Origin of the sequence: Myxococcus sp. CA056 (assembly GCF_013336715.1) — a bacterium.
Taxonomy (GTDB): Bacteria; Myxococcota; Myxococcia; order Myxococcales; family Myxococcaceae; genus Myxococcus; species Myxococcus llanfairpwllgwyngyllgogerychwyrndrobwllllantysiliogogogochensis.
The window spans coordinates 535,915-552,571 of record NZ_JABUMT010000005.1 but is presented as its reverse complement, the minus strand read 5'-3'; the positions used below and the strand labels follow the sequence as shown (position 1 = coordinate 552,571).

General features: G+C 68.9%; 15 protein-coding genes. 6 read left to right on the top strand and 9 right to left on the bottom strand.

Translation table 11 applies throughout. From position 1 onward, the window contains the following. Positions 1 to 2,052: a serine/threonine-protein kinase gene (locus HUA76_RS24355; RefSeq protein WP_174462208.1), complete on the bottom strand. Its 2,052-nt coding sequence runs from the start codon at positions 2,050 to 2,052 to the stop codon at positions 1 to 3. A gap of 389 nt (positions 2,053 to 2,441) precedes the next feature. Here HUA76_RS24355 and HUA76_RS24350 point away from each other — a divergent pair, with 389 nt between their 5' ends. Beyond that, a complete protein-coding gene (locus HUA76_RS24350; protein ID WP_141648660.1) occupies positions 2,442 to 4,151 on the top strand; it encodes an HAD-IG family 5'-nucleotidase in 1,710 nt (569 codons plus the stop codon). An 84-nt stretch (positions 4,152 to 4,235) separates the two neighbouring features. Here HUA76_RS24350 and HUA76_RS24345 read toward each other — a convergent pair whose 3' ends face one another. Next, on the bottom strand, positions 4,236 to 5,135 hold the full coding sequence (locus tag HUA76_RS24345) for a hypothetical protein (RefSeq protein ID WP_217440080.1): 900 nt from the start codon (positions 5,133 to 5,135) through the stop codon (positions 4,236 to 4,238). A gap of 97 nt (positions 5,136 to 5,232) precedes the next feature. After that, positions 5,233 to 6,030, bottom strand: a complete 798-nt coding sequence (locus tag HUA76_RS24340; protein ID WP_174462206.1) for a class I SAM-dependent methyltransferase — start codon at positions 6,028 to 6,030, stop codon at positions 5,233 to 5,235. A 208-nt stretch (positions 6,031 to 6,238) separates the two neighbouring features. Between HUA76_RS24340 and HUA76_RS24335 the strand changes: the two genes are divergently transcribed. Beyond that, the gene (locus HUA76_RS24335; RefSeq protein WP_174462205.1) at positions 6,239 to 8,488 is read left to right on the top strand and encodes a di-heme oxidoredictase family protein; all 2,250 of its coding nucleotides are present in this window, start codon (positions 6,239 to 6,241) and stop codon (positions 8,486 to 8,488) included. A 69-nt stretch (positions 8,489 to 8,557) separates the two neighbouring features. Here the strand turns inward: HUA76_RS24335 and HUA76_RS24330 are convergent, their stop codons facing one another. The 4 genes from HUA76_RS24330 to HUA76_RS24315 form a co-directional block, all read right to left on the bottom strand. Then, positions 8,558 to 10,723, bottom strand: coding sequence for a diguanylate cyclase (locus HUA76_RS24330; RefSeq protein ID WP_174462204.1), 2,166 nt, complete (start codon positions 10,721 to 10,723; stop codon positions 8,558 to 8,560). After that, entirely contained in the window at positions 10,720 to 11,001 is a 282-nt protein-coding gene (locus HUA76_RS24325; RefSeq protein WP_141648665.1) for a septum formation initiator family protein, read from the bottom strand. Before HUA76_RS24325 ends, HUA76_RS24330 begins: the two co-directional genes overlap by 4 nt. An 81-nt stretch (positions 11,002 to 11,082) precedes the next feature. Next, positions 11,083 to 11,595: a TlpA disulfide reductase family protein gene (locus HUA76_RS24320; protein ID WP_174455472.1), complete on the bottom strand. Its 513-nt coding sequence runs from the start codon at positions 11,593 to 11,595 to the stop codon at positions 11,083 to 11,085. Between the two features lies 1 nt (position 11,596). Continuing rightward, a complete protein-coding gene (locus HUA76_RS24315) occupies positions 11,597 to 12,079 on the bottom strand; it encodes a Fur family transcriptional regulator (protein ID WP_174455471.1) in 483 nt (160 codons plus the stop codon). 403 nt (positions 12,080 to 12,482) lie between these two features. On the opposite strand from HUA76_RS24315, the gene HUA76_RS24310 reads away from it, so the two are divergent. The 3 genes from HUA76_RS24310 (at position 12,483) to HUA76_RS24300 (ending at position 15,078) form a co-directional block, all read left to right on the top strand. Continuing rightward, entirely contained in the window at positions 12,483 to 13,667 is a 1,185-nt protein-coding gene (locus tag HUA76_RS24310; protein WP_371823514.1) for a hypothetical protein, read from the top strand. Between the two features lie 15 nt (positions 13,668 to 13,682). Beyond that, positions 13,683 to 14,021: an FmdB family zinc ribbon protein gene (locus HUA76_RS24305; protein WP_174462202.1), complete on the top strand. Its 339-nt coding sequence runs from the start codon at positions 13,683 to 13,685 to the stop codon at positions 14,019 to 14,021. A gap of 310 nt (positions 14,022 to 14,331) precedes the next feature. Then, positions 14,332 to 15,078, top strand: a complete 747-nt coding sequence (locus tag HUA76_RS24300) for a hypothetical protein (protein ID WP_174462201.1) — start codon at positions 14,332 to 14,334, stop codon at positions 15,076 to 15,078. A 12-nt stretch (positions 15,079 to 15,090) separates the two neighbouring features. On the opposite strand, the gene HUA76_RS24295 is transcribed toward HUA76_RS24300, so the two are convergent. Together HUA76_RS24295 and HUA76_RS24290 are read right to left on the bottom strand one after the other, a co-directional pair. Beyond that, the gene (locus tag HUA76_RS24295; protein ID WP_141648719.1) at positions 15,091 to 15,837 is read right to left on the bottom strand and encodes a PHP domain-containing protein; all 747 of its coding nucleotides are present in this window, start codon (positions 15,835 to 15,837) and stop codon (positions 15,091 to 15,093) included. A 61-nt stretch (positions 15,838 to 15,898) separates the two neighbouring features. After that, positions 15,899 to 16,174 carry a hypothetical protein gene (locus HUA76_RS24290; RefSeq protein ID WP_046713894.1) on the bottom strand — a complete coding sequence of 92 codons (276 nt, stop codon included), beginning with the start codon at positions 16,172 to 16,174 and terminating at the stop codon, positions 15,899 to 15,901. 226 nt (positions 16,175 to 16,400) lie between these two features. On the opposite strand from HUA76_RS24290, the gene HUA76_RS24285 reads away from it, so the two are divergent. Next, on the top strand, positions 16,401 to 16,613 hold the full coding sequence (locus tag HUA76_RS24285) for a hypothetical protein (protein WP_141648720.1): 213 nt from the start codon (positions 16,401 to 16,403) through the stop codon (positions 16,611 to 16,613). Positions 16,614 to 16,657 lie beyond the last annotated feature (44 nt).

The window sequence follows — 16,657 nt, the reverse complement described above, 5'->3', positions numbered from 1 at the left end:
TCACCGTCGGGGGGGCACGCTGAAGTTCAACACGGTTACTTGATTCTCTTTGCCCTTCAATATGCGGACCGACATCTTCTTCATCTCACCGGTCGACAGGGCGATCATCATGACCTCGTACGAGCCGACACGCACGGGGTAGCGCCTCACGGGCGTCGAGCGGCTGATGAGGTCTCCGTCGAGGAACACCTTCGCGGGGATGTTCGTCTCGATGGAGAGGAAGCCGCGCACCCTGACGGGTGGCTTGGCCAGCGCGACGACCTGCTCCTCCACTTCCTCCCGGGGCTCGGGCGCGCGGACGGCGGCGGCCTTCGGGGGCGGCGCGGGCCGGGGAATCGGCGTCGGGTCGGGAGGAAGCACGGGGGCATCCCCGGGCTCCTGCACCGGAGGGCCGTCCCCTCCCAGGCGCCAGGCGGCGATGACGAACGTCGACAGGCCGACGAGGGCCAGCACTCCGGCGATGGCGACCAGTCGACCGCGACGGTGCTGCGTATCGCGGATGCTCCGCTCGTCGGTGTTCATCCGCGGGGAGGGCTGCGCGGGAAGCGCGGGCGCGGAGGGCGGTGGCATCGCGATGTCGTCGCGCCGGCCCGGGTGCGCCACCGCGGGGAACGGGTCCGGCAGCGTGCGAGGCCCTTTCTCCACGGGCGGCGGCGCGCGCTTGGCCCGAGCCGCGGCGCGACGACCGACGACGGAGAACTCCTCGTCATCGTCGGGAGGCGGGCTCGGCGAGGAGAAGTCCTCGAAGACGCGCATGCGCGGATTGCGAACCTGTGCGCGCGCGGCCCCCTGGTCGGCTCCCCCACCCTTCGCCCCCAGTTGCCGACGCGGCTTGGGCGGCGCGGCGCCCGGAGGCGCATCCCAGCCCTGCTCGATACCGGGGGCCTGCGTCCCCTCCGTCCAGTCCCCGTCGGGCAGGCGCTGCTCGGGCTCCGGAGCGCTCGGGGCGGGCGCGGCGGCGATGTCCGGCTCGTAGTCCTCGGGACGGTATTCCTCGAAGCCGGGCACGGACTCCAGGGTCTCCGCGCGGGCCTCCGTCTCCGAGAGCGCGCGGGTGTAGGGGGCGCGCTGGACGATGGAGGCTTCGGGCTCCTCGGCGCCCAGGTCGTCCATCTCCGCGCCGGAGATGGGCTCCAGGGAGAAGGGCTCCTTGAACGGCGGGGCCGTGAGACTCGCGATGCTGACCTCGTTGGGGAACAGCTCGGTGACGAAGCGGCGCACGTCGTCCGCGCCCGGCATGCCTCCGCTGGCCGAAAGGAAGTTGCGCAGCGCGTTCGAGAACTCCGCGCACGAGCGGAAGCGCCGTGCGGCGGTGGGCTCCAGCGCGCGAAGCACGAGCGGATCCAACCGCGCGTTGATGCGGCGATCCAACCGGCTGGGCGGAGGCAGCCCCTCGCTGCGGCGCGTGGAGACACCGCCGCTGCCGGGAATCACCGGCTCGCGCTGCGTGAGCAGCTCGTAGGCGATGGCGCCCAGCGAGTACACGTCGGACGCCTCCGTGGCGGCCTCTCCCCGGGTGACTTCGGGCGCGCGGTATGTGCCGCGGCCCCGCCCCGCGAAGGACTTGCGCAGCTGGGGCACGGCCAGGAGCGCGCGCATCGCGCCGAAGTCGCAGACCGCGGGCGTGCCAGCCCGGCCCAGCACCACGTTGCCGGGCGTGAGCGCTCCGTGGATGACGCCCGCGTCGTGCGCGTGCTGCACGGCGTCCAGCAACTGGATGACGATGTAGAGCGCCACCGCCGAGGGGAGGAGGACCTCCTTGGTGTGCAGACGCTGGAGGGCGGTCCCCAACAGGGCGCCATCCACGTCCTGGCGGACCACGGCGAGCCGCTGACGCACGACGCCCATGTCCACGACATGGAGGATGCCCGGGTGGCGCACGGACTGGAGCAGCCGCGTCGTCTCCGCCAGGTCCAGCGCGTAGGCGGGGTCCGACGTCTTGGGGTGGAAGAGCTTCACCACCACCTCGCCCGACGGAGCCTGGACGGCCTCGTATAGCTCCGCCAGCTCTCCGGACTCGATTCGACCCGTCAGACGATACGTGGCGCTCATCGCTTCTTTCGCGCCGGGCGACGGCGAGTCACTGCGGAAAAGACGAAGCCACACCAGACGCACGACTCGCCGCGTCGGCCTGGGGGGAGCTCCAAGGTACAGCCGGGGCAGCGCGGGCGCGCTCGCCGGGACTCCGGTTTCGAGGGCTCGGCCGCTCGCCCGGAGGTGCTCCGAGGGGTGGCGACGGGACGAGGCGACGCCGCGCGCAGCCGGGCCTCCAGACGGCGCACCCGGTCCTCGAGCGCGGCGACCCGGGTGGACAGGCGCGCATGGAGTTCCTCGGCGGTCTCCGAGGGCTGACGTCGGACAGGCGAACGCATCGCGGCCTTTGAGCGTGCCACGCCCGTCCAGTGCCCTCAAGGACCGAGCCGCGAACCAGCACGCGTGTTATGTGTGGACGTCCCGTGGCTCCAACCCTGTCCCCCTTCCGTCCCATCCCGGGCGGGCCCTCCCCGGACCCGCTTCACGGGAGCTTCCGTTCACCTCTCAACCGCGCGCGCTCGGAGGCGGCGGCTCAGCACGCCCAGCAGCTCCTCGAGGATGAGACGCTGGCGCGGCTGCTCTCCACCCCGCGAGCCCCCAGGGACACCGTTCCGAGGGCGCGGGAGGTCTTCGTCAACCGCAACCTGCGCATGTCTGGGCTGGAGCTCATCGGCTTCGACATGGACTACACGCTGGCCATCTACCACATGCGCCGGCTGGAGCAGCTGTCGTTCGACATGACGCTGGCCAAGCTCATCAGCGAGTACCACTACCCTCCGCTGGTGGGGCACCTGCTCTACGACCACCACTTCGTGATGCGTGGGCTCGCGGTGGATCGCCTGAACGGGAACATCCTCAAGATGGACCGGTTCGGCCACGTGGGCCGCGCATACCACGGGCTGCGTCCGCTGAAGCCGGAGGTGTCTCGAGAGCTGTACCGCAACAAGCGCGTGCGGCTGCGCAACCCCCAGTTCGCCTGGAACGACACGCTGTTCGCGCTGCCGGAGACGTGCCTGTTCGCGGGCATCATCGAACTGCTGGAGTCGCTGGGCCAGAGCGTGGACTACGGCAAGCTCTACGACGACATCCGCGAGGCCATCGACGCGGTGCACCGGGACAACTCGCTCAAGCGCGAGGTTCGCAAGGACCTGGGCCGGTACGTGTTCCTGGACCCGGAGCTGGGGCCCGCGTTGCACAAGCTGCGCTCGGGCGGCAAGCGGCTGTTCCTCCTGACGAACTCCGCGTGGGACTACACGGACGCGGTGATGAAGTACCTGCTGGACGGGCAGCTGCCGGAGTACCCGAGCTGGCGGAACTACTTCGACGTGGTCGTGACGGCCGCGGGCAAGCCGGGCTTCTTCACGGACGCGCGGCCGTTCCTGGAACTGGACACGTCGACGGAGGAAGGCCGCCCCGTGGGCGAGGCCACGTCGCTGGACCGGGGGAAGGCGTACTCGGGCGGCAACCTGGCGCGCTTCGAGGAGCTCACGGGCTACCGGGGTGAGAACATCCTGTACGTCGGCGACCACATCTACGGCGACATCCTGAAGTCGAAGAAGTCGTCGCTGTGGCGCACGTGCATGGTGGTGCAGGAGATCGAGGATGAGATCACCTACACCGCCACGCGGCGCGAGGAGATTGGCACCCTCACCCAGATGGAGATCCTCCGCGAGCGCCTGGATGACGAGGTCAACCACCACAAGACGCTGCTGAACCTGCTGGAGCGGCGGCTGGAGCGCGAGCCGCTGACGCCCTCCGAGCGCGAGTCCGTGGAGGAGCAGCGCCGTCAGCTGAAGTCGGAGCTGGACAAGATGCGTCGCGCGCTGAAGGACGCGACGGGCATCGCGGACACGCTGGAGGAAGACGTCGAGGAGGGCTTCAACCCGTACTGGGGCCTGCTGTTCAAGGAGGGCAACGAGAACAGCCGCTTCGGCTACCAGGTGGAGCAGTACGCGTGCCTCTACACGAGCCGCGTCTCCAACTTCCTGCACCACTCGCCCATGCAGTACTACCGCTCACCGCGAGATCAGATGCCGCATGAGCAGGCCGGAGCGCTGTCCGCGCGGCTGTCCCCCATGGGTGGCGAGGGTCCGCCCAAGGGTGCTGGCAAGGACTGACGGCGCCCTCCCCTTCCTTGGTCCGCGCCAGGGAAGGGCCACTCGCGTGGCGCTGACTCCTGATTCCGCCCGCGTGCCCCGGTGTCATCCACCTGGGACAAGCACCCGGGTGGACAGGGGCACGGCGTCCAGGTGGGGACGTTGAAGCTCCAACGCGCCGATGAGATCGGGAGCGCGACGCGAAGACACCCGCGACAAGGTCATCGAGAGCTTCTGTGCGGAGGGCGGCACCTCCCCCACGGTCGACGTCATCGCCCGGTACTCACGCGCCTCCACCAACTCGGGCCAGGTGTCCTCACCCAGGTAGAAGTCGGTCCGGGCGTTCAGGGAGACCTGCACGGAGGCCGCGAGGGGATGCAGTCCGTCCGGCCTGGAGAGTCGGAGGTAGTGCTCCTTCGTCCGTTGGTACTTGCGATACGGGTGATCACTGGGGTGGTGCTGATAGCGGGCCGCATACACCCCGGTGACATCCAGCTCCTGCGTCCGCCAGGTCTCTCCCTGGACCTCTGGCCTCACGAACTGTGAGGTCGCGACAATCGACCACAGGATGTCCCGCTTCCAGGGCTCCAACCCGGGCTCGAAGTACGTCACGAGCGCCGCGCCTCGCGCATCGAGCAGCACGTAGACGGTGGCCTGAAGTTGCGTGATGGAGGACTCGGAATGCAGACCCGAGCCACGACTCGACTCGAAGTACGCCTGCGCGCGGACCGAGGCCCGCAGGTCGACTTCCCCTTCCCGAAGGCCCACCACCGCGACGCGCAGCTCACCCTGCAGGGAGCTGATCCGAGCCGGTCGCGCGATATCCTCCCCCGGACCGCGGGCCCCTCGCTCCTCGTAATAGAAGAGGTTGTAGGTACGCTCGATGCCGGGCATCCAGGCGCGTGCGTTCGTCACTGCGGCCACGGCCCTCGGCTCCGGTGACTGCGGGCCAGGCGCGGCGATGGCCAGGAGGCTCATGGCGAACAGCCAGCGATGACGCATCACGGAGGAGTCCGGGGGAAGGAAGGGGCTCCCTGCAGACGCCCCTGTCCCGCCGACGGTTCCAACCCATCCCAGTCACCGCGATGTGCACCGTCGCGATTCACGAGGACGACTTCGCCGGGACGTGGGCGGCGACACGCCCCCAGGCGACGTCTGAGAAGCGGGAGAGCGGCTCCGGTGTGAGCCCGAGCTTTCGCAGGTCATCCGTGTAGCGCGCGCCCTTCACCACCACCCACCGGCGTGCCACGCGCCTGGCTTCTTCGAGTGTCTCCGCCGTGAGGGGCGCATGCTCCGCGAAGCGGCGCAGCACCTCGAAGGCGGGCTGTGCCTTCTTCGGCTTCGCGAACATCGGGTCGAAGAACACCACGTCGAAAGACGCGGACGGCAGCGTCCTGAGGTACTCGCGCGCGTCCGCATGGACCACCTCGACGGCGCACGCGTCGGCCCCCCGCTCGTAGCGACGCAGCCCCTCCCCCGCCACCGCGCACAGCGCGAGGCTCTTCTCCAGTCCGACGACGCGTCCGGAGGGGCCCACCGCCAGCGAGGCCACCAGCGCGTCCTGCGCAAGGCCCAGCGTGCAATCCAGCACCGAGTCTCCAGCCCCGAGCTCCGCCACCCGGACGAACGTGTCGGGCTCCCCCGCGCGCAGGCGCATGAGGCGCAGGTGCGCCATGCCCGCATGGAACCCGAAGGAACCCTCCGGCTCCCACAGCGTCACCCCATCTCCGCCCACCACCAGCAGCGCCTCCACCTTCGTCCCAAGCCAGGGGGCGATGCCCTCCTTCGAACGACGAGGAAGGAACGGCAGGCCCCACCGCGCCGCGACGGCTCTCGCCTCCTGGAGCTGCGCGGCATCCACCTTGGTGCTGGTCGTCACCGCCAGGGGTACGGGGGGCATGAGCGGCGCGCATCCTGCCCCAGTCACCCCTCAACGCAACGCATCAGGACGCAAGTCCGAGCTGTCGGGGATGTCCGGAAAATAACCCTAGTAGATAAATTTTCCGAACATCATAGGAATTCTTGGCTTCTCGGCCTAACACTCCACTTCCTTCGGATGGTGGAGAAAGCCGAAGCCACCATGCGGAGGATCCCCCTGGAGAACACGCATGAGTAAGAGAGCAACAGGAGTGGCCGTGGCATTGTTGATGGCGGCATGCGCGGCCAGTTCCGCGAGCGCCGCCACCTCTGGCGCTCAGCCGTCTGGCTCGTCCGCCATCTTCTTCATCGACACCACGTCGTGGGCAGACATCCACTACAAGGTGAACAACGGTTTGCAGCTCAACGTGAGGATGGCCGTCACCAACGGCCGCAACGAGTTCACGGTGAGCGGTCTCAACACCGGTGACTTCGTCGACTACTCGTTCACGTATTGGGACGTGGCCTGTAACTGCGCCTTTGACACGGCGTGGGCACGCTACACGCACTCGGGCACGTCGCAACCGGATGCGGGCACCGGGACTCCGGATGCCGGTACGGGCACCCCCGACGCCGGGCCCCCGCCCGACGTGGGGAACATCATTCCCCTCTTCAACAGCGGTACCGCGCTGGAACCCGCGACGACACAGGACACGTCGACCGCGCTCATCACCCGCGTGGGAGACCGCGTCCGCGACAGGCACGCGCGCGAGTCTCAGTACCAAGCCTATGACCACTACCTGGCGCGCTACTTCGAGAACCGCACCTTCTGGCTCGAAATCATCGACGAGGTGGCCAAGGGCGGCAGTCAAATCAAGGTGAACCTGCACACGGTATATCCGCACGACGGCACGAACTTCCGCGCCTTCTTCCGCGGCCTCAACACCGTGGCGGAGTACTTCCACAACGGCACCTTCGAGCGGGTGAACGACTTCCTCTACACCGCGAGCGTGAACTTCAACGCCAAGGAGGGCCGGGCCATCCGCGTGGGAGACCGCATGGAAATCGAGGCCGGCGTCTTCCTTCGGCAACCGGTGGAAGGTCGGTTCAACTACTACGGCCGCGCCCTGCTCTACCTCGTGGGCAGCGCGGGAATCGTCCCGTTCGAGGGCCAGGGCGCCATCCTCGACTCCTTCGCCCTCCCCGCGGCGGGCTGGTCAGGGGGACGCACGACGCTGAACTACCCCTACTCCAACGAGCCGAGGAACCGGTTCCTGCAGATGGCGCTGAACATGGCGCCGGTGAACGCGCAGCCCTTCGTCGAGGGCCGCCGCCTGCACCACACCGACTTCAGCGACGGCAGCCACTCGGAGCCAGGCAACCCCGTCATGTCGTCGCAGGTGAACAAGCTGGGGCCCCACTACATCTCCCGCTCGTGCATCTCCTGCCACGTGCAGAACGGCCGAGGCCTCCCGCCCGCGGTCAACACCACCCTGGGCAACTACGTCGTCAAGGTGGGCCGGGTGAATGGCTCCACGGTGACGGCGGACCCGTTCCTGGGCTTCCGCCTCCAGCCGCGCAGCACCAGCGGCACGCCCGAGGCGGACGTGCGCATCGCCAGTTGGACGACGAGCACCGGTCAGTTCGCGGACGGCTCGGGCTACGAGCTGCGCAGGCCCAACTACAGCTTCCTCAACGTCATCCCCACGAACCACTCGGCGCGAATCACGCCGCAGCTCGTGGGGTTGGGCTTGTTGGAGGCCGTTCCGGAGACGGCCGTCGCGGGGCTCGCCGACCCGAATGACAGCAACGGGGACGGCATCTCCGGCCGCATGCAGGCCGTCGTCGACCCGGAGACGGGCCAGACGCGGCTGGGCCGCTTCGGGTGGAAGGCCGGCATCGCCCGGCTGAAGCACCAGGTGGCCGAGGCCCTCAACCGGGATATCGGCGTCACCAACGCCGTGTTCCCCACGGGTGACTGCGGTCCGTCGCAGCAGGGGTGCGCGGGCGCAAGCCAGGAGCTGAACAACGCGGACCTGGACAAGATGGTGCGCTACGTGGCGCTGCTCGGCGTGCCCGCACGGCGCGACTTGCGCGATGCCACGGCGCTGCGCGGAGAGACGCTCTTCGCGAACGCGGGCTGCGCGAAGTGCCACGCGGCTTCGCTCACCACCAGCGCCTGGCACCCGAACGCGGAGCTGCGCGGACAGACCATCCGCCCGTACACCGACCTGCTCCTGCACGACATGGGCACGGGCCTGGCCGACAACCTGCCCGAAGGAATCGCCTCCGGCTCCGAGTGGCGCACGCCCCCCTTGTGGGGCATCGGCCTGACGGCGGGCGTCAGCGGCGGCGAGGCGTATTTGCATGACGGTCGCGCGCGCAGCCTCACCGAGGCCATCCTCTGGCACGGAGGCGAGGGCAACGCCTCGAAGAACGCCTTCGTCGCGATGAACGCCTCGGACCGCGCCGCGCTGGTGAGGTTCCTCCAGTCGCTGTAGGCCGTCGGACCCGTCGGGTTCCACTCGGCTCGGGGAGTCCCGAAGACAGGGGCTCTCCGAGCCGGGAGACTACGAGGCCTCCACGGCCTGGAGCTTCCGGCCACCCTGCATCTGCGCCACGGTGACGGACTGGTTCCGGCCGTTGCGCTTGGAGTGGTAGAGGCACTGGTCCGCCAGGTCGATGAGCTGCTGCTTCTCCATCCCGTGGTCGGGGAAGGTGGCGATGCCCAGCGACATGGTGATGCGCAGCGGCCCCATCTCCGTCTGGAAGACCTCCGCCTTCACCGCCTCGCGAATCCGCTCGGAAATGGTGAACGCACCCTTCGCGTCCGTCTCCGGCATGATGATGACGAACTCCTCGCCGCCGTAGCGCGCCACCACGTCCGTGTCTCGCGCCATGGACTTGATGATGCGCGCCACGCCCTTGAGCACCTGGTCGCCCGTCGGGTGGCCATAGGTGTCGTTGACGCTCTTGAAGTGGTCCACGTCCGTGAGGACGACGGAGCACTTGCGCTGGTAGCGCCGCGCCTGCGCGAGAATCTCGTCCGCCTTCGCCTGGAAGGTGCGGTGGTTGAACAGTCCGGTGAGGCCGTCCGTCGTCGCCATCCGCTCCATCTGCTCGTAGAGCTGCGCGCGGAGCACGGCCTGCGCGGCTTGAATGGCGATGACCTCGATCATCCGCAGCACGTCCTGCTCGAAGTTCGCCTTCTTGCGCGAGCCCGCCACCAGCGTGCCCAGGATGCGGTCCCCCGCCACCAGCGGGAAGATCTTCAGCGCGCCCAGGCCGCGAATCTGCGTCTCGTCGTCGAAGATGACCTGCCGGTCCATGGCCTTGAGGTCTCGTCCCGGCAGCGGCGCGCCGTAGCGCACCACGTTGGCGACCAGCCCGTTGTTGTCCGCGAAGGAGCGCCCCTCCAGCGCCTTGCCGTGCGCCGTCACGCCCGTCATCCGCGCCACGCGGTGCATCCGCTTGCCGTCCACTTCCGACACCAGCGTCACCGCGCAGAAGTCCAGGCTCGCCAACTGCCGGGTGCTCTCCAGCACCGCCACGAAGACCTGCTCCGGGCTGCCCGCGCGGTTCAGCTCCTCGATGGCCTTGAAGAACCGGTCCTTCTCGTCGCGAGTCTTGCGGATGTAGCTCATCACCCGCTCGACCTCGATGGAGCGCAGCACCTCGCCGGCGATGGTGCTCAGGAGCTTTTCGTCCTGGTCGCTGAACGGCTCATGGCTCAGCCGGTCCGCCACGAGCACGCCGCGCACCAGGCCGCTGCCCTCGATGATGGGCACCGCCAGCAGGGCCTGCACGTTGGGGCCGCTGCCTTCGTAGTACGTCACGCCCTTGAGGCCCTGGGCGGAGTTCATCCGCACCGGCGCACGGCGCTTGAGCACGCCGCCGATGATGCCTTCGCCAGCACCGAAGCGCTCGCGCTGCACGCGCTCGGAGCCGGAGCGGCAGTCGTAGAGCTTGAGGCTGCGGTCATCGGAGGCCAGGAGGAAGGCCGCGCAGGTGTGGGTGCGCAGGCCCGTCTCGGCGATCTCCAGCGCCGCGTGCACCGCGCCTTCAATCTCCTTCACCGAGGCGACGAGCCACTTCTCGTCGGAGCTCATGCCGCTGAAGCTGTCCGCCGTGCCGGAGCTCACCAGGCGGAAGGTGCGCGCGCGCTCCTCCACCTCGCGGATGCGCTTCTGCACCGCGTCGTTCTCCGCGCGGCGGGCCACTGCGATGCGCGAAGCCAGCACCAGGTGGTACAGGCCGGCGAAGAGCACGAGGAACGCCGAGTGCGTCGCGAAGCTCGCCGCGTTGGGCACCGGGCCGCCCAGCGTCACCAGCGCGTCGAACACCAGCGCCACGCCCAGCAGCGTCAGCCCCGCGTTGCGCGGCAGGAAGGCGACCAGGAACGCCATCAAGAGATAGACGATGGGGAACAGCTCCCCGCCGCCGATGGCCACGACGATGAAGCCCGCGGCGACCAGCCCGCCGCCCAGCTCCAGGTCATCACGCAGGTCGATGACCGCGCCCACCGAGCCGCGCATGGCCCGGCGCCACGCCGCCACGGCGATGCCCACCAGCAGGAACAGCACCAGCCCGGCCTCCGTCCAGCCCAGCGTGTGGAGGCCTCGGAAGCCGCCGCGCGCCAGGTGGAGGAACGTGGACAGCCCGGCCACGGTGGGAAGCAGCCGCACGACATGACGCAGCAACCTTCCGGGCGACGGAAACGCGCTCAGCGACGTCATGGTGACTCCAGATGAAAGACGAGCTCGCCCGGCTTCACGTAGCCGAGCTCTTCACGGACGGCCCGCTCCAGCGCGGCGGGGTCCTTGCGCAGGGCGGCGATCTCCTGGCGCAGCGCCTCGTTCTGCTCGGACAGGGAGGTGTTGCGCTGCTGGAGCGCACCCACGTCCTGTTTCAAGGAGAGGTAACGGCGGAAGCCCTTGGCATCCGCCACTGACAGCAGGCTCAAGGCCCCCGCCACACCCACCGCCACCACCAGGAGCTTTCCGCGAGCCGTCATGAACGTCGTCGACGGTACCAGCGAGCCTCGCCCCCGCAAGAAATCCGCTCCAGACCTGTAGCACCCGTCGACTTTGCGCGCTCAGTCCTGCTTCAGCAGCTTTTCAATCGCCTTCGCCACGTCGCCGTGGCCTTCCACGCCCTGCCAGCCAGCCACCGCGCGGCCCCGCCGGTCCAGCAGGACGGTGGTGGGCAGCCCCTTGATGGGGCCAAACGGGCTGCGGCCCTCGATCATCCACTCCGAGGCCACCAGCACCGGGTAGCGGGGCGCGTAGTGCTCGGCGAAGGGTTGGAGCACCTTCGTGCCTTCCAGGTCCATCCCCACCGACACGACCTGCAGTCCCTGCGCGCCATAGTCGCGCTGGAGCGCCTCCAACGTCGGCATCTCCGCCAGGCACGGGAAGCACCAGGTCGCGAAGAAGGAGACCAGGACGACCTTGCCCTGCAGCTTGCGCACGTCGTGGCGGGTGGGGCCCACCGACGGCAGGGCCAGCGACTGGAGGAAGGCCGGTCCGGCATCCACCGGCCGCGAGCCACGACACCCCGCCAGTGACAGCAGGGCGATGCAGGCCAGGGCTCGCGCGGCGGCGCTCATCTCACGCTTCCGTGGGCAGGGGGGCCCCGCGCTGGCAGTCCCGACACAGGCCGTACAGCTCCATCTTGTGCGACGTCACCGCGAAGCCGTGCTTCCTGGCCACCGCGTCCTGGAGCGTCTCGATGCGATCATTCTCGAACTCGATGATCGTGCCGCACCGGGTGCAGATGAGGTGGTCGTGGTGGTCTCGTCCCGCCGCGGCCTCGTAGCGCGTCTGGCCGTCGCCGAAGTTGCGGGCGTGGGCCAGGCCGCACTCGTTGAGCAGCTTCATGGTCCGGTACACCGTCGCGACGGAGACCTTCGCGTCCTGGGACCGCACCTTGTTCCACAGCTCTTCCACCGACAGGTGGCCGCCAACGGCGAAGAAGGTGTCGATGATGAGGCTGCGCTGCCGCGTGCTCTTCAGGCCATGCTGGGCCATGTAGCGGGCGAGCACCTCGTCCTTGTCCTTGATGTCGTCGTGGTCGTGGTCGTGGCCCTGCATGAAATCCCTCGGTAGGGGGCCGACCCTGCGTTGGCCCTCTCATCCTTGTGTAACCGCGCCCCGGAACCGCGCGCGCCCCGCCCTTCCCCCCCAGCTCCGGTCCTCTTCGAAGTAAACTGTCAGCGACCTCTGTTGGTCTCCGGAAGCGGGGCCTCTGATACCCCCTGCCTCCTCGGCCCGCAACGTCCGGCAGCCGGCGTCAAGGATCGCTCCTTCCCTTGGCCGGCCCGTATCCTGGCTTGCAACAGCCGCTGGCTGTTTAGATTGGAGGCGGACTGGCTCATTGACACTTGTCTGGCCGCGAAGATAGAGGCATCCGCCCTCGTAAACGAGCATTTTTCCGCACCTTTCCATGACCAGCCCCTGGCAGAGAAGACGACAGCCCGACGACGTCCCCACCCCCGTGGCGGTTGCCGTCTCGGATTTCTGCCGGCGCGCGAAGTCGCCGGCACCCGCTCCCGAGGTCCGTGAAGCGCTCGCCCTGCTGCTCGAGGACGACGACTTCCGGGTCCGGGCACTCACCGACGCGGAGCCGGAGACCACCCCCCTGGGGCCCTTCGCCGTCGTGGACATCCTCCGAGGTACCGCCCCCGCCATTGCCGCCCAGCGTCAGAGCTGCGGCTACTACGACGTGGCCCGCGAATTGGCCTACGTGCGGGAGGAGAAGACGCCTCCCCGCGCCGTGGCCGCGGACCCGTCCATCCCCTCCTTCGCCCTGCCCGCCGCCAAGCCCGCTGGAGAATCCTCCGGCAAGGCGAAGAAGGGCGCCAAGGCGGATGAGGCCACCGTCCTGGAGCGCATCGCCCCGAAGAAGCGCTCCACCCTGGTGGACGAGGAGACGACCTCTCCCTCCGAGCAGGAGCTGGCGGCCCTGGATGACGGGCCGAGCTTCCTGCGCCGCGACCTGCCCCGTCCCCGGGGCCGCTTCACCCGCGTGGAAGCGCCCCGCACACCCTTCGTGGAGCTGACACGGGCCTCGGGCAAGGAAGTCCTGGAGGCGTTGCTGGAGGGCTCCGAGCACCGCTTCGCCCTGCTGCGCAACATGTCGCACCGGTTCAACGGCTCGCGCGGGGATTTGACCCTGGTGGATCTGGAGACGGTGCTGCGCGATCACGGCCTGCTCGACGCGCTGAAGGAGAAGGAGCGACTCCAGCTCCTGGACGCCTACACTCAGCAGCGTGGCGCGACGGGCCGGGTCGGCTGGGCGCTGGGCGTGAGTCCTCCGGAGCTGCAGCGGCTGGTGGCCTCCTGCGGATTGACCGAGGACGTGGAGGCCCTGCGCGAGCGCTTCCGTCGCGAGGCGCTGGCTACCTCGCACCTGACGCACCGGTTGGATCTGCTGGGCCGTGAGAAGTACCTCGCGGACCTGGGCATCCAGCGCAAGTTCAACGAGTCGCTCCGCAAGGACCTGGAGCGGCTGCTGCGCGATGAACTCCCCGGCGCCACGGACCTTCACGGACTCAGTGATGCCGTGGGCCGCAAGTATGGCTCGCCCAGCGAGCTGGTCTTCCGCGCCATCGAGCGCCTGGGGCTCGCCGAGGGGCTGCGCAAGCAGCTGCACCCCGGCGTCCCTCCCTCAACTCCCTGAAAAGGCACCGCACCCATGCCCATCTACGAGTACGCCTGTCAGAGCTGTGGAAAGATCATCGACGTGCTGCAGAAGTTCTCGGATCCTCCGCCCGCCACGTGCGCCACGTGTGGCGCGGAGGGCCCGCTGACCAAGATGCTCAGCCGCTCCAGCTTCGTCCTCAAGGGCGGCGGCTGGTACTCCGACCTGTACAGCTCCACGAAGAAGGACGGCTCCTCGTCGTCCTCCTCCTCGGGTTCGTCGTCGAGCAGCAGCACCTCCTCGAGCAGCACGTCGTCCTCTGCGTCGACGCCCGCCGCGGCCTCGACGAGCAGCGCCCCCGCGCCGGCCGCGGCGTCGGGCGACAAGAAGTAGACGGACGCGGAGGGGGCGGAAAATTCGCGCGGGGTCCGGGAGCGACGCACACTCGCTTCCCGTGCCCTTCCCTCCCTCCAAGCGTCCCCCCCGCCAATGTGCTCTGTGCGGTCACCCGGAGCTCACGGATGCGCGCGGGCTCGGCCGCTTCCTGCTCGTGCCGGACCCGGCTGGACGGGGGCCGGTGTGTCCGTCGCAGCGAGGCTGCCGTGGCGGCAAGCGGGAAGCCTCCTCCCCGTCGACGCTGACGCAGGCATCGCGCTGAGCTAAGCAGGGAGCTCCCGCGCGTGCCTGTCGCGGAGGTGCCCCGATGCTCGCTCGACGCCCCCTTCCCTCGCTGTCCCTCCTCGTGCTGGCCGCGTTCGCGGTCGGCTGTGGCAACTACACCCGCATGGCGCCGGAGGCCCGCACGTCGCTCCAGCGCACCCTCACGGGGCCGGACGCGGAGCAGTACCTGCGCGTCTCCGGCAACGTCATCCCCTTCTTCGGGGACGGCTCCAAGCGGCTGCTCACGCCCTACGCGCCGGACGACGTGCGCCTCCTGGACGACAGCAACGGCAAGCCCATCAACCCCGGCGCCGTGGAGCGCACGCTCCCCGTGGGCACGAAGCTGCGCATCACCAAGGTGGAGTTCCCCACCGCCTGGGTCGTCGCCGAGCGCGTCCTCTACACGCCGCGCACCTGGCCGTGGGTCTACCTGGCCGAGGAAGGCAAGCCGGACTCGCCGCCGCTCGTGTTGGTGCTCCCGCCCAACCTGGAGCAGCCCAACGACTTCCGCGCGGAGGTGGAGAAGTACCTCTCCGCCCAGAATCCCAAGTCCCAGCTGGAGGCCCTGGCGCCGCCCGTGCGCGATGCCGTGCGCGAGAAGCGTCTGGTGGCCAACATGTCGGCGGATGCGGTGCGCATGGCCTGGGGGCCGCCGGAGCTGGTGCGGCGCACGCTGGAGGGCACCGCGAAGAACGAGGAGTGGACGTATCCGGGAGGCCGCCGCAAGGCCTTCATCACGGATGGCCGGCTCGCTCGGGCTGAAGAGGCAGGCGCTTCCGTCCTGCCTTGACCGCTCGGAGGACTACCGACGCCCGCCGCCGCCACCGCCGCGGCGGCGCTTCCCACCGCCGCCACCACCACCGCCCTGCTTGCGAGCCGCCTGGGCCTCGCCCGGGCGCGTGAGGCGGGGCAGCTCCCCGGCCATCACCGGCCAGAACTCGCCCTTGAGCAGCTCGGCCACCAGCTGGGCCTGCGTCGCCACGGGGCGCTTGAAGAACGTGGCGCCCCGGCCCATCTCGTCCAGGGAGCCGCGCACGTCGCTGCCACCGGTGCACGGCAGCTTGAGCGCCTCGGCGGCCTCCACGGCCAGGTCGTTGGCGGTCTGCTTCACCCGGGCGTTGTAGCCCTCCACCGCGCTCAGCACGTTGAGCGAGCGCACGTAGTCCATGGCCGGGTTGGGCGAGTCCCTGTCAAAGGGCCGCGCCGCGATGATGGCGGCGCCCATCGCCTTCACCTTGGGCAGACACTCCGCGGCGCTCCAGGGCTTCTCGCGGTTGCTGCCCCACATCTGCACGGGCTCGGGGGCAAGCTCCGGCTTCGGGAAGAAGCACAGGTATTGGCCACGGTCCGTCACCAACTCCAACCCGACGAACACCTTCACCTTCGACTTGGCGCCAATCTCGAACAGCTCGTCACAGCCGTCCTGGGTATTGGTTTCCGTGAAGGCCACCCCGTCCAGGCCGAACAGCGCGGCCCGTTCCAACACGGCGCGAGGGTCCAACTCGCACCCCTTGGACAGGTGGGAATGGGCGTGCAGGTCGATGAGCATGGGCGCCGCTCCCTAACAGGCTCCCCTGGGCCTGTCGAGCCCGCGCTGCCCCCTGCGTCCCTCAGGCGAAGGCGTAGGACTGGAAGGTCCCCTGCTTGGCCTGCGTGTTCTTCTCCTCGTAGGTGCGGATGAGGTACCCCATCAGCATCAGCGAGGACGTGTTCTCCAGCACCCGGGATGGGTCCTTGGAGATGAGATTGGCGCTGTAGTTCAGGAAGAACTGCGCCAATTCCTCCCCCGCCTCCTTGACGATGAGCGCATTCAGCGCGGTGGGCTCCATCGTCCGGATGGTGTTGATGAAATCAACCGCCAGATCCTTCTTGGTCTTCACGTCCACGGGCCTGCCCCCTTCCCCAACACGCCGCCACTCGTGGCCCCCTGCCTCGAGCGCCCCCAAACGGGTGCGACTTGGGCAAACTAAGCACGCGCTTTCGCGTGCAAACCCCCGTCACGAGGCCAGCAACGCCCTACCCTCCAGGAAGCCGGGTTTTTGACACCTCTGAACACCCCGTGCGATAACGCCCCCTTGTCCTGTGTCGGGACCGCACAAGGAGTGGCTGGCGATGTTCACGGGCGTGAAGGTCTTCTCCGCCACCAAGGCGAAGGAGCGCGAGGAGCTGGGTGAGAACGTCACCCGTTGGATGAAGAGCAACTCCGATCTGGAGATCGTGGATCGCGTGGTGGCCCAGTCGTCCGATAACGAATTCCACTGCTACACCCTCGTGCTCTTCTACAAGCACAAGACGGCGCAGCAGCCCCCTCCGCAGCAGCCGTAGTTCGCGGGGCCGCGGTGGGAAGGGGGCGGCCTCTCCCCTTCCCT

Excerpts from the sequence above, each read along its gene's own strand:
- HUA76_RS24355 (WP_174462208.1), bottom strand. The coding sequence starts at position 2,052 with ATGAGCGCCACGTATCGTCTGACGGGTCGAATCGAGTCCGGAGAGCTG.
- HUA76_RS24350 (WP_141648660.1), top strand. The coding sequence starts at position 2,442 with ATGTGTGGACGTCCCGTGGCTCCAACCCTGTCCCCCTTCCGTCCCATC.
- HUA76_RS24340 (WP_174462206.1), bottom strand. The coding sequence starts at position 6,030 with ATGCCCCCCGTACCCCTGGCGGTGACGACCAGCACCAAGGTGGATGCC.
- HUA76_RS24335 (WP_174462205.1), top strand. The coding sequence starts at position 6,239 with ATGAGTAAGAGAGCAACAGGAGTGGCCGTGGCATTGTTGATGGCGGCA.
- HUA76_RS24330 (WP_174462204.1), bottom strand. The coding sequence starts at position 10,723 with ATGACGTCGCTGAGCGCGTTTCCGTCGCCCGGAAGGTTGCTGCGTCAT.
- HUA76_RS24325 (WP_141648665.1), bottom strand. The coding sequence starts at position 11,001 with ATGACGGCTCGCGGAAAGCTCCTGGTGGTGGCGGTGGGTGTGGCGGGG.
- HUA76_RS24320 (WP_174455472.1), bottom strand. The coding sequence starts at position 11,595 with ATGAGCGCCGCCGCGCGAGCCCTGGCCTGCATCGCCCTGCTGTCACTG.
- HUA76_RS24315 (WP_174455471.1), bottom strand. The coding sequence starts at position 12,079 with ATGCAGGGCCACGACCACGACCACGACGACATCAAGGACAAGGACGAG.
- HUA76_RS24305 (WP_174462202.1), top strand. The coding sequence starts at position 13,683 with ATGCCCATCTACGAGTACGCCTGTCAGAGCTGTGGAAAGATCATCGAC.
- HUA76_RS24300 (WP_174462201.1), top strand. The coding sequence starts at position 14,332 with ATGCTCGCTCGACGCCCCCTTCCCTCGCTGTCCCTCCTCGTGCTGGCC.
- HUA76_RS24295 (WP_141648719.1), bottom strand. The coding sequence starts at position 15,837 with ATGCTCATCGACCTGCACGCCCATTCCCACCTGTCCAAGGGGTGCGAG.
- HUA76_RS24285 (WP_141648720.1), top strand. The coding sequence starts at position 16,401 with ATGTTCACGGGCGTGAAGGTCTTCTCCGCCACCAAGGCGAAGGAGCGC.